We start from the raw sequence: 12381 nt of genomic DNA on the forward strand, positions 1-12381 counted from the left end.
TTACGTGATTTCGGGCGTAAAGGCTTGCGTGCAATCGCGAATTTGTACCACGGTGACTCAGCTAACAGCCACAGTAGGAGAGCACGAATGATTATACGCAGACTCTATTACGTGTTGAGCCTCGTGTGCCTGCCACTGACAATCGTGGCCGGGTTTTTCTGGCCCCCGGCCCATTGGCTGCTGCTTTTCCTGATCCCATACGCGGTGGTCGGGCTATATGATATCCTGACCACAAGGCATAACGTGCTGAACAACTATCCGGTTCTGGGGCATTTCCGGTACATGCTGGAATTTGTCAGCCCAGAGATACGGCAATATTTTGTTGAAACCAACGAAAACGGCCGTCCCTATAATCGCATCATTCGCAGCCTGGTTTATTCCCGTGCCAAAGGGCAGGTTGATACCCAGGCATTTGGTACCCAATACGACATCCAAACCGTTGGATACCACAGGGCCAATCACTCGCTTGCGCCCAAACATGTGCCCGAAAGCGAAGAACGGGTGATGCTGGGCGGGCCGCAATGTTCCCAACCCTATAGTGCCTCGCGCCTGAACGTTTCAGCGATGAGCTTTGGTGCCCTCAGCGCCAATGCAATCCGAGCATTGAATGGTGGGGCAAAGGATGGAGGTTTTGCGCATAATACGGGTGAGGGTGGTCTGTCGCCGCACCATCTGGCCGAAGGTGGCGATATCATCTGGCAGATTGGCACTGGGTATTTCGGATGCCGCGCACCGGATGGCGGGTTCGACAAAGACAAATTCACCGAAAGAGCCAGGAACGAGGTCGTCAAGGCGATTGAAATCAAGCTGTCGCAAGGGGCCAAGCCCTCGCACGGGGGGGTGTTGCCTGCGGCGAAGGTGGATGAAGAGATTGCGCAGATACGCGGAGTTCCCCTGCATCAGGACGTGATCTCTCCGCCAATTCATTCCGCATTTGACGGACCTACCGGATTGATGAATTTCGTTCAGAATCTGCGCGAGATGTCCGGTGGCAAACCTATTGGGTTTAAGTTGTGCATTGGTCGTCCGTCCGAGTTCTTAGCGATATGCAAAGCCATGCTGGAAACAGGCATCCTGCCTGATTTTATCACCATTGATGGTGCCGAAGGCGGCACGGGCGCGGCCCCTGTAGAATTCACCAACCGGTTGGGCATGCCTTTGAACGAGGCGTTGATTTTCGTGAATAACTGTCTACGCGGTGTGGGTTTGCGCGATAAGATCCGCATAATTTGCTCGGGCAAAGTCGCCACAGGCTATGACATCATCGAGAAATGCGCGCTTGGGGCCGATATGTGTAATGCGGCAAGGGCAATGATGTTTGCAGTGGGATGCATTCAGGCGCTTCACTGCAACACAAACCGATGCCCGTCCGGCGTGGCCACACAGGATCCGGTCCGAGGCCGCGCTGTGAATGTTCCGCAAAAAAGACAACGGGTACATCGCTATCACGACGCGACTTTAGAGAGCTTTCGTGAGCTGCTGGGCGCCATGGGCAAGGAAAAGGTCTCCGAACTTCACCCTTCGGACATCCTTCGGCGTACTGCAGATGAAAGAGATCGCTCTTATGCTGAACTCTATTTGCATCTTGAAGAAGGCGCTTTGCTGAAGGCTCCGCTTCCGGATGAATATGCAGAGGACTGGAATCGCGCATCGGCGCATCATTTCTGATTTTTTTGTGTGCATTGCCAAGGATTGATGTTTTTGGTTCGTCTTACCCATTGTGATGCGCATGAAAACATCGGATGAGAATCTGGCAAAGGCCGCTGCTGCAGGGGACGCTGATGCGTTTGCCACGCTATTGGCACGCCACTACGACAGGGTCTTTCGGTTGGCTTTTCGACTGACAGGACGCGCGGATCAGGCCGAAGATCTGACGCAGGATATATGCGCCGCCTTGCCGTCAAAGATCGTAGGTTTTCGTGCCGAAGCCCGGTTTACGACATGGTTGTACCGTGTTGTTGTCAATGCAGCCGAGGATGCACGCCGTCGCGCGACCCGTCACACGCGGGCGGCCCACGGCTGGGGGGATGTGGAACAGATGCGCCGGGCCGAGGTGCAGGAAACGGCCGAGGCTGTCGATTGGTTGCAACGGGCCATGCGGTCCCTGCCGCAGGACTTGCAAGACACTCTGGCCCTGACCCTCGAGGATGAGATGACCCATGCAGAAGCTGCAGAGGTGCTGGGTGTTTCCGAAGGGACAGTATCCTGGAGGATGTCAGATATCCGCAAACGGTTGCGCGCCTTGCGGCAAGAGGAACTGGCACAATGACCGATGAACTGGACAAGCTGAAGATGCTGATGGACGCCGCCACGCCGACCCCGGATGTGTCGCGACGGATTGAAAATCTGAGCCAGGCGCAAAAAAAATTCGATAATATCCAAGGATCGACCTCTGCGCGACGTCCCACTGTCAAGCGCGGCCTCATAGCCCGCCTGACAGAAGGAGCGAAAGCCATGTTGAATGCCCTCTCTTATCGCGGTGCCCTGACCGCTACCACCGCAGTTGCTGCTGTGGCTCTGATAGTGATCTTGCCGCAGACGCGCGACGAGGTTGTTGCGCCGCTGCCCTGGTCCGAGGACCGCGCCGACGCACGGCAGGAGTCTGACCTATTGGTGGCGGATATGCCCGAGGCCAATCTCGAAGAACCAGTTGTTGAGGCGCCTGTTGTGATTGAAGAAACAATCGCACCTTCCGCCAAGAGGCAGGGGGCCGTTGCGCAGCTAGGGGCTGCGGACCTTTTACAGAGCGCGCCGGCATCGGCGGTCGGGAAATTTGACATTCAACATGAGACTGTTCCCGCGCCGGAACAGAATACCGAAACTTTCGCGAACGCGGACAGCAACTCGCTGAAGATCACGACGGACGAACCTGTTTCGACTTTTTCGATTGATGTAGATACCGCCTCTTACGCCATTGTTCGGTCGTCTTTGATGAATGGCTATCTGCCGCCCAAGGATGCGGCGCGGGTTGAAGAGATGGTGAACTATTTCCCCTATTCCTACCCAGCGCCTGATGGGGTGGAACCGTTCCGTTCTACGATCACCGTGACACCGACGCCTTGGAATGAGGGGACGCAGCTTGTTCATGTCGGCATCCAAGGGGTCATGCCCCAGATCGAAGACCGTCCTCCATTGAACTTGGTTTTCCTGATCGACACATCGGGCTCAATGCAGGATGCTAACAAATTGCCGCTGCTGAAACAGTCTTTCAGGTTGATGCTGTCTGAACTCAGTCCGGAAGATCAGGTTTCGATCGTCACCTATGCGGGAAGTGCCGGGCAGGTTTTGCCACCGACCGCGGCAGCCGAAAAGATGTCCATTCTCTCAGCCCTCGACAGGCTCGAAGCCGGTGGCTCGACAGCGGGGCAGGCCGGGTTGCAGCAAGCCTATCAAGTGGCAGAAGGTATGGCTGCGGACGGTGAGGTGACCCGCGTAATTCTGGCCACCGATGGCGATTTCAATGTGGGTCTGTCAGACCCTGATGCCCTGAAGGATTTTATCGCCCGCAAGCGCGACAGTGGTACATTCCTAAGCGTTCTGGGTTTTGGCCGAGGCAATCTGGACGATGCCACCATGCAGGCTCTGGCCCAGAACGGAAACGGGCAGGCGGCATATATCGATACGCTGGTTGAGGCGCAAAAAGTATTGGTCGATCAACTTACCGGGGCGCTTTTTCCCATCGCCAACGACGTCAAAATCCAGGTCGAGTTCAACCCGTCACAGATCGCTGAATACCGTCTGATCGGTTATGAAACCCGATCCCTGCAGCGCGAGGACTTTTCAAATGACAAAGTGGATGCTGGTGATATTGGAGCAGGTCACACCGTAACGGCGATCTACGAGGTGACGCCAGTTGGTTCCGATGCGATCAGAAACGGCCCGTTGCGGTATGCTGAACAATCCATATCGGATGATTCAGTGGAAATTGGTTTCTTCAAAATGCGTTACAAGCTTCCTGGTGAAGATCAAAGCAATCTGATGGAGCAGCCTATTTTACCCGGACAAGGGACAGTCACGGATGACATCCGCTTTTCCTATGCGATTGCAGGATTTGGTCAGTTGCTTCGGGGCGGAGGATATCTTGGCGGCTGGTCCTATGCGGATGCCATTGATCTGGCCACGCTGTCCCGAGGTGAGGATTCTTTCGGATATCGGGCTGAAGCTGTCACCTTGATGCGTCTGGCCCAGACGCTGGCTGAGTAAGGCCCGGGCTTGGGAGTAACTAGAATGACCTAGGGTTGTTGGCTGTATGGGTACTAATTCTACGAATGCTCCATTCGACAGCATCCCGCATGGTTTTACCCAGAGCAACGTCAAAGGCAGTAACCAGATCTTCGGTCTGGTTACTTTTGGCAATTACGTTCTCTTGGAACGAATTCGATGCGATGATTTTGTCGTCGAACTCGTCCACGATCTTGATATTCATGCGGACTTCGACGCGTACGGTCGAGCTTTCACCATCCTGGTTAACGACAATGCCCTGAAACTCGCGTAGATCGGGAACAATCACATAATCCGGACGAAGCCCCACGGTCGAACGACCCACGGCAGATACCCGTCCGCTGTTTTCATAGCTTTCGACCAAAAGCGCCTGGACGATCAGCGGCGCTCGATCCACCCATCTGGCACGCGGCAGATATTGAACTTGCAAAGGTGTCGGCTGAACTGCAATTTGATCGGTATTTACCGCGGCAGTCGCGGTTGGCTCTTGGACCACGATCTGTTTCTGGATGCGTGGCAGCGAAGAAGAAAACGTGCTTTTGGGTGTCAGCAGATAGAGATCATTGGGTTCTGAGGCCTGCCGCAGCGTTTCCAGTCCAGTACACGCCCCCAAAGACGCCAAAACTGCGGTCATTATCAAATGCCTGATCATTGACGATACTCTGATGCTTGGGTCCCAAGAAGGAAACGGGCGGGGTCGCGTTCAACTTTGTCCACCAGACGATCGAGGCTGATCACCAGTCGTTGGGATTCTTCTATGAAACGGGTGAATTGTGGCAGGCCAACCCGCATGAAATCGGACAGTTGACGGCGATTGTCCTGAACGATGCCGTCGATCGTTCCCAAAAGTTCCGAGGCCGATTTGGACGCGCTGAGGATGTCGGCTGAAATATCATCAAGCCTGTCTGTCACTTTCGTCACCGTGGACGCCACTTGGTTGGCGGCATTGCGGACATCATCCATGACGACGCCGATATCTTTGTTGATCACCTCATTGGCCGAGTCAAATGCGCGTTCAGCTGAGGTCAAAGTGCCCTTTGCTGTTTCCATCGCACCAGTGACGGAGCCGAGCGTTTTGTTTGCGTTCACGAAGGTCTCGGAAACCGTGGCTAGCGCGACGCGCCCATCTTCGGTCAGGACCGTAAGGTGGTCTGCCAGGGTCGAGGCCCGTTCGATGAAGGGCTGCAGATCCTGCTGCATGATGCGATCTGCTGCGTCAAAAGTATCTTTTGCGCTGTCTAGGGCCGATACAGCCGTGTCGGATGCGGTTTTCAGGCTATTTAATGTATTTGTTCCGGCTTCCAGTGTTGTTTCTGCGGTGTCTGCCAATTTTTCGAGGCGTTTTGAGAAGGCTGAAATTTCCTTCGCTGCGCCACCCAAATCTGAGGACAAGTTTTCGAAATCTGCAAGGGTTTTGTCCAGCCTTCCGGTGGCCGAAGATACGTTCTCCAGAATCTGAGATACCTGCTGGCGGTTCTTGTCATCCACCACCTTGTCGATATCCTCGATCAGCGTAATTGCCTTTTCCAACAGTTTAGGGGCACCTTCGAACAAGGACTGGATGGTGCTGCGTTTGCTTTTGATAAGGCTGTCCTGCTCTAGTCGTTTGGCCGATGCCGAACCTCCGGTCAGTTCCACATAGCTGACCCCAGTGACCCCAAGCGATTGTAACTGGGCGACGGTATCCTCGGTCACCGGGATACTTGCGTCTACTTCAATGCGGACGCGCACTTTGGATGGGTGCTCGTCATCCAAGTTAAGGGAGATTACCTGCCCGACTGGCAGTCCGTTGTAACTGACGCCACCTGCCGCAGACAGGCCGGAAACATTGTCGAACAGTACATTGTAATAGGCGTATTGCCGGGAAACCTCGAATTTGGCCAGCCATAGAAAAAAGCCAAACGCACCCAGTATTCCAGCCAGGGTGAATGCACCGATCAGGATATAATTTGCTCGGGTTTCCATGGGTGTTACCTGTCCTGACCCTTTTTTTGTGCTGCGCGCGCCCGGGGGCCGGTGAAATATTCTTGTACCCAAGGATGATCGACTTTGGTCATCTCTTCAATCGGACCATCAACCAGAACACGTTTTTCTGCAAGAACTGCGATCCTGTTGCAAATCGCATAAAGGCTATCCAGATCGTGCGTGACCATAAACACAGTCAGACCCAGCGCTTGCTGAAGTTCGCCAATCAGGTCGTCATAAGCAGCGGCGCCGATGGGATCCAAACCGGCCGTTGGTTCATCAAGAAATACGATCTCAGGGTCCAGTGCCAGCGCGCGCGCCAAAGCGGCACGTTTGCGCATCCCGCCCGACAGTTCAGACGGGAATTTGCCACAGCTCAGCTGCGGCAGTCCGACCAAGCTGATTTTCAGACCGCCAAGCGCCGACATAAGGCTTTCACTTATTCCTGTATGCTCGCGCAGGGGGGCTACGACATTCTGCAACACGGTGAGCGACGAGAAAAGCGCGCCGTCCTGAAAGGCGACGCCCCAGCGGCGTTCGATGCGCCGCCTCTCTTGTTCGGGGCCGTTCAGGACGTCGACGCCCAGAACTTCGATGCTTCCCGCGGCTGGTTTGTTCAGGCCGACGATGGTGCGGAGCAAGACGGATTTACCCGTGCCCGAGCCGCCGACAATGCCCAGTACTTCGCCCCGCCAGACATCCAAATTCAGATCCTGGTGCACGACCTGCGGCCCGAACCGGTTGGTCAGATTGCGGACCCGTATCACCGCCTCGCGCTGGGTGTCGCCAATCGGCATCTGTTCGTGGGCTACACCGTCCATTTCAGACCCCCAGTACCGAGAAAAAGATCGAGAACATGGCATCCAGCGCGATCACCAAGAAGATCGCCTGGACCACGGACGCGGTGGTTCTTTGCCCAACACTTTGTGCCGATCCTTTGACCTGTAAGGCCTGCCAACAGGCGATGATACCGATGACCAGCGCAAAGAAAGGTGCCTTGATCATACCGATGGCAAATTGCCAGATGCCGGTGTTTTCCTTGAGGCGGGTCACGAACATTCCGGGGCTGACTCCAAGGTCGATCCAGCTCATAAGTCCGCCGCCAATCAAGGCGGCGATATCGGCGATGAACCCTAGGATTGGCAGCATGATCAGCAACGCCACAACGCGTGGAATGACCAGAACCTCGATCGGATCCAGGCCCAGCGTCCGCATGGCATCTATTTCTTCTTGCACCTTCATCGAGCCGATGGAAGCTGTAAAGGCAGATCCCGAGCGACCCGCAACAATGATTGCCGTCAACAAAATGCCCAGCTCACGGAGCACAGAGATCGAGATCAATTCGACCACGAATATCTCGGCCCCGAACTGTTTGAGCTGCGTGGCCCCCTGAAATGCTAGTACAACGCCGATCAGAAAACCCATAAGGGCAACGATCGGAATCGCTTTCAAACCGGTTTCTTCCATCTGCGATACCAGCGCAGCCCGCCGCAGACGCCGCGGTATCAAGATTGTGCGGACCAGCCGATGTAGCGTCAGGCCCAGAAACTCAAGCAACGACAAGCTGTCTTTCCAGCCACCAACTGTACGCTCGCCGACACGTGCCACCCAATCCAGAAAATCTGGCTTTCCGGGATCAGGGGCGGATTCGTCCGGCATGTTGCGGGAAACCGTTTCGATCAGCGCGGAATGCGCGGCGGTTGCACCGTGCAGCTCGACCTGCCCGCCGCTGGACTTCACCTTGCGGACAAGGCTGGCAATCAGCCAAGCCCCGCCAGTGTCGAGTGCCTTAACGCCTGTCAAATCAACTATGACCGTTCCGCCGTTGGGATGGAAATTCGCGAATTCACGCTCAACCATATCCAGCGATTGGGTGTGAAGATCACCCGATATCTGCAGGTGAACCTGATCCGTATCCAGGTCAGTTGTGAATGTAGGCGGGGTCATGGGGGTATCTGATGTGAATCTGCATGGTGCTGCAACGGGTTTTTGTCACGCTTCAAGTATTTAGCCATCAGGCGATGCAAGATGGCATTCATCGCAAGAATGATGGTGTGAGCTTGCAAAAGGCTTGTTTCGGCAACCAGTAGTGTTATTCTTTGCGCAGGTTTTTTGTTTGGTTATTTTGGTTGTGTTCAATGTCTGATCATCACGCGAAGGTAGAAGTCGAAATCGGGTCCGAACGGGGCTTTGGTTACGTCTTCACCGCTGTCTTCTTAATTATCGCTCTTTGGCCCTTGTGGGGCGGAGGGTCGGTGCGCCTGATCCCAATGGTTATCGCTGGGGTTATTCTGGCTTTGACAGTTTTTGCACCCGCTACTCTGAAGGTGCCGAACCGGCTTTGGTTCAAACTCGGCATGCTTTTGGGTGCGATTGTGGCCCCAATCGTTATGTTTTTGGTGTTTATCACTACGTTTGTCCCGTTTGGGCTGGTTACGCGCCTGTTGGGAAAAGACCTGCTGTCACAGAAACTGGACAGTTCATCAGATAGCTACTGGATTGTTCGTGAAGAGCAGCCCGGCAGCATGAAACAGCAATTTTAACAAGGGAGTACCAGGCGTGACATTCGTATCCGAGCTCTGGTCATTTATGAAAGTCAGAAAGAAATTCTGGCTGTTGCCCATTCTGATCGTTTTGGGTGTGTTTGGTGGATTGATCGTGTTGAGCCAAGGCTCGGCGATTGCACCTTTCGTCTACACGTTGTTCTGATCACATGGCATACATTTTAGGTATTTCGGCGCTGTATCACGACAGCGCAGCGGCGTTGCTTTGCGACGGCAAGATCGTTGCGGCCGCGCAGGAAGAGCGTTTTACACGGCGCAAACACGACCCCGGATTTCCGGTAGAAGCCATCAATTACGTGCTGGCCGAATCGGGGGTTGCGCTTGAAGACGTCGACAATGTGGTTTTCTACGACAAACCGTTTCTAAAATTCGAACGGTTGATCGAGACTTACATTGCGGTGGCGCCACGCGGGTTCAATTCCTTCCGCATGGCAATGCCGGTCTGGCTGCGAGAGAAGCTGTTTCTCAAGGATCTGCTTGCAAAGCAGCTTCGCAAAATCGACCCGGAATTCGATCTCGAAAAACTGCTGTTCGCCGAGCACCACATCAGTCACGCGGCCAGTGCGTTCTATCCTTCGCCCTTCGAAGACGCGGTCGTGCTGACTGTCGATGGAGTCGGAGAATGGGCAACCACCACCGTGGGTATTGGTCGCGGTAACGAGCTGACCATGGTGAAAGAGCTGCATTTCCCGCATTCGCTGGGTCTGCTGTATTCTGCATTCACCTATTACACCGGGTTCAAGGTGAATTCTGGTGAATACAAGGTCATGGGCTTGGCGCCCTATGGCGACCCCAAATACAAGGATCTGATCCTTGAGCATCTTGTCGACCTGAAAGAGGACGGTTCGTTCCGCCTGAACCAGAAGTATTTCAATTATACAGCTGGTCTGACCATGACGAGCAAAGCGATGGAAGAGCTGTTCGACCAACCGGTTCGAAAAGCCGAAACCGACCAGCTGACGCAGTTCCACATGGATATTGCCGCCTCGGTTCAGGCCGTGACCGAAGAGATCATGCTGCGGATCACTCGGGACCTGGCGAAAGAGCATGGTATACGCAACCTCTGCATGGCCGGAGGCGTTGCTCTGAACTGTGTCGCGAATGGCAAAATTCTTCGCGATGGCGCCTTCGACAATGTTTGGGTGCAGCCCGCAGCGGGTGATGCGGGCGGGGCGCTGGGTGCTGCCTATGCGGCCTGGCATCAAGAGCTAGCGCAGCCGCGGCAAGTGACCTCGGGTGATCAGATGCTGGGGGCCTATCTTGGTCCGCGTTATGAAGATGACGACATAGCGCAAGAACTGGCGGCGGCCGGTGCGAAGTTTTCCACCTATGAAAATGGTGAGTTGATTGACCAGACGGCGCAGGCGCTGGCTGACGGTAAGGCTGTTGGTTGGTTTCAGGGGCGGATGGAATTCGGTCCGCGTGCGTTGGGTGCCCGCTCCATTCTGGGCGATCCACGGTCAGCTTCGATGCAGAAAACGCTGAACCTGAAGGTCAAGTATCGCGAAAGTTTCCGCCCATTTGCCCCATCTGTTCTGCGCGAAGACGTAGCCGATTGGTTCGAGCTGGATGGCGATAGCCCTTACATGTTGATCGTGGCGGATGTGCAGGAAAAAATCCGGCGCAAGATGACCGAGGAAGAAGACGCTCTGTTCGGGATTGAAAAGCTGAACGTCAAACGATCTGACATCCCTGCTGTGACCCATGTTGATTATTCTGCCCGTATCCAGACAGTTCACCAAGAGACCAACCCAGCCTATCACGCGCTGATTTCAAAGTTTAAAGAACTGACCGGATGCTCTTTGGTGGTGAACACTTCATTCAATGTGCGCGGCGAACCGATTGTGTGCACGCCCACCGATGCGTTCCGCTGTTTCATGGGAACGGATATCGAGGTCCTGTCCATCGGGAACTGCCTGTTGCGTAAGGAAGATCAGGATCCCGCGCTTAGGGAGAATTACGAGACAAAATACGAGCTGGACTAATCTGTTGCGCAAGCAGCGGAACCGCGACACAGTCTGCCCCTGAGACCTATTTGGTGGAATCGGGGGCAGGGAATGCGGCAGCGCGGAAATGTCTTGTTTGTCGTGATTGACCAGCTTCGGGCAGATTGTCTGACCGGCGCGCTGGCCGAGCATGTCAATTTGCCTAATTTGCGCGCTTTTATGGACGAGGCCGTCACGTTTCAGCGCCATTTCTCGGTTACTAACCCTTGTGGCCCGTCGCGTGCGTCCATCCTGACCGGGCAATATGCGATGAATCATAGATCGGTTCGCAATGGAACGCCTTTGCGGCACGACACGCCAAACATCGCAACCGAGATTCGTAAGGCGGGATATCTGCCCTTGCTCTACGGGTATACCGACACCTCGGCTGACCCACGGGTTTACGATGCCAATGACCCGATCCTGAAATCTTACGAACGTCCCATGGAGGGGTTTGAAGAGGTCGTGGAAATGCGGCTTGAAGAATCTTATCCCTGGCGCGCTGACTTGCTGAAAAAAGGTTACAGGTTCGACTCATACTGGGATCTGCACAAACCTGTTTCAACCTCAGGTGAGCCATCCAAATTGAACGACCCGGCGGTGTACCGCGCCGAAGACAGCGACACCGCCTTTTTGACCAACGCTTTTCTGGACAGTATCGCGGCCTTCGGCGACCAAAGCTGGTTTGCGCATCTGACCTATATCCGGCCTCATCCTCCTTTGGTCGCACCCGCTCCCTATAACGATATGTACGATCCCGTCGCGTTGCCGCGGCCGGTTGGTCATGTCAGCCCAGAAGATGAACTGGCAATACACCCGTTTTTTGGACCAACGATGGCTCGGTATTCGGCTTCGGATTTCGTTTTGGGTTTTGATGAGGTGCAACCCTCCACGGCCAATATTCAGGCGCTGCGCTCTGTTTATCTGGGCCTTGCAACAGAGGTCGATTATCATATCGGCCGCGTTGTCCAGTTTCTCAAGGACAGCAATCAATATGATGAGACATTGATCGTAATCACAGCTGACCACGGTGAAATGCTGGGTGATCGACATAGCTGGGGTAAGATGACCGTCTATGACGCAGCTTATCACACGCCTTTACTGGTCCGGATGCCAGGCAATCAGGCGCAGGCCGGAGCCGTGGTGACGGCACCGACCGAGTCGATTGACATCACGCCAACCATTTTGGATTGGGTGGGCCAGAGTATCCCGAATTCTATGGATGGGCGGTCTTTGATGCCGTTTCTGCAGGGGCAGGGACCCAAGGATTGGCGAAGCTTTTCTTTCAGCGAGCTTGACTTTGCCGAGCCGGAAAATCCAACCCTTTGGCAACAGGAATTGGGAACGGGCAGTAGCGATTCATGCCTGTCCATCTTGCGTGACGAACGTTTTACGCTGGTCGAGTTTGCGGCAAACCTGCCACCGCTTTTGTTTGACCACCTGCGTCGCGGCGAAATGGAAAACGTGGCGAGCAACCCGGAATACGCAACAGACCTGGCCAGGTTGGGGCGCGAGATGCTGCGGCACCGTATGCGAAATATGGACCATACGCTTTCCCTGCATTCCATCACCAAAGAGGGGCCAAAATCCAAGCTCAGGCATTAGTCGGGAATGTTGCCCTGTCTCTGCTACACCTGCGATCAATC

Annotated in this window: 11 protein-coding genes; 7 read left to right on the forward strand and 4 right to left on the reverse strand. The window is 54.7% G+C overall.

The features are described from left to right. Window positions 1–87 precede the first annotated feature (87 nt). The 3 genes from AC2FH8_RS08015 to AC2FH8_RS08025 all read left to right on the forward strand — a co-directional run bounded on the left by AC2FH8_RS08015 (window position 88) and on the right by AC2FH8_RS08025 (window position 4203). Complete coding sequence (locus tag AC2FH8_RS08015) at window positions 88–1668, forward strand: FMN-binding glutamate synthase family protein (protein ID WP_142639816.1); 1581 nt, start codon at window positions 88–90, stop codon at window positions 1666–1668. Between the two features lie 61 nt (window positions 1669–1729). After that, on the forward strand, window positions 1730–2269 hold the full coding sequence (locus AC2FH8_RS08020) for an RNA polymerase sigma factor (protein ID WP_142639814.1): 540 nt from the start codon (window positions 1730–1732) through the stop codon (window positions 2267–2269). Next, on the forward strand, window positions 2266–4203 hold the full coding sequence (locus tag AC2FH8_RS08025; protein WP_496689246.1) for a vWA domain-containing protein: 1938 nt from the start codon (window positions 2266–2268) through the stop codon (window positions 4201–4203). Before AC2FH8_RS08020 ends, AC2FH8_RS08025 begins: the two co-directional genes overlap by 4 nt. A 19-nt stretch (window positions 4204–4222) precedes the next feature. Here AC2FH8_RS08025 and AC2FH8_RS08030 read toward each other — a convergent pair whose 3' ends face one another. From AC2FH8_RS08030 to AC2FH8_RS08045, 4 genes are read right to left on the reverse strand one after another with little or no spacing between them, the layout of a single operon-like run. Then, entirely contained in the window at window positions 4223–4855 is a 633-nt protein-coding gene (locus AC2FH8_RS08030; protein WP_246097221.1) for an ABC-type transport auxiliary lipoprotein family protein, read from the reverse strand. 14 nt (window positions 4856–4869) lie between these two features. After that, the gene (locus AC2FH8_RS08035; protein ID WP_271949005.1) at window positions 4870–6186 is read right to left on the reverse strand and encodes an MlaD family protein; all 1317 of its coding nucleotides are present in this window, start codon (window positions 6184–6186) and stop codon (window positions 4870–4872) included. A gap of 5 nt (window positions 6187–6191) precedes the next feature. Further along, window positions 6192–7007, reverse strand: coding sequence for an ABC transporter ATP-binding protein (locus tag AC2FH8_RS08040; protein WP_281972879.1), 816 nt, complete (start codon window positions 7005–7007; stop codon window positions 6192–6194). 1 nt (window position 7008) lies between these two features. Beyond that, window positions 7009–8133 (reverse strand): MlaE family lipid ABC transporter permease subunit, encoded by a 1125-nt coding sequence (locus tag AC2FH8_RS08045; protein ID WP_496689250.1) that lies wholly within the window; start codon window positions 8131–8133, stop codon window positions 7009–7011. A 191-nt stretch (window positions 8134–8324) separates the two neighbouring features. Between AC2FH8_RS08045 and AC2FH8_RS08050 the strand changes: the two genes are divergently transcribed. The 4 genes from AC2FH8_RS08050 (at window position 8325) to AC2FH8_RS08065 (ending at window position 12340) form a co-directional block, all read left to right on the forward strand. After that, the gene (locus AC2FH8_RS08050; protein ID WP_496689252.1) at window positions 8325–8729 is read left to right on the forward strand and encodes an SxtJ family membrane protein; all 405 of its coding nucleotides are present in this window, start codon (window positions 8325–8327) and stop codon (window positions 8727–8729) included. A 16-nt stretch (window positions 8730–8745) separates the two neighbouring features. Then, window positions 8746–8895, forward strand: a complete 150-nt coding sequence (locus AC2FH8_RS08055) for a DUF5989 family protein (protein WP_142636421.1) — start codon at window positions 8746–8748, stop codon at window positions 8893–8895. Window positions 8896–8899: 4 nt separating this feature from the next. Further along, on the forward strand, window positions 8900–10735 hold the full coding sequence (locus tag AC2FH8_RS08060; RefSeq protein ID WP_142636420.1) for a carbamoyltransferase family protein: 1836 nt from the start codon (window positions 8900–8902) through the stop codon (window positions 10733–10735). A gap of 72 nt (window positions 10736–10807) precedes the next feature. Then, on the forward strand, window positions 10808–12340 hold the full coding sequence (locus tag AC2FH8_RS08065; protein WP_281995124.1) for a sulfatase-like hydrolase/transferase: 1533 nt from the start codon (window positions 10808–10810) through the stop codon (window positions 12338–12340). The last annotated feature ends 41 nt before the right edge of the window (window positions 12341–12381 follow it).

Source organism: Ruegeria sp. CDSC025 (assembly GCF_059610805.1).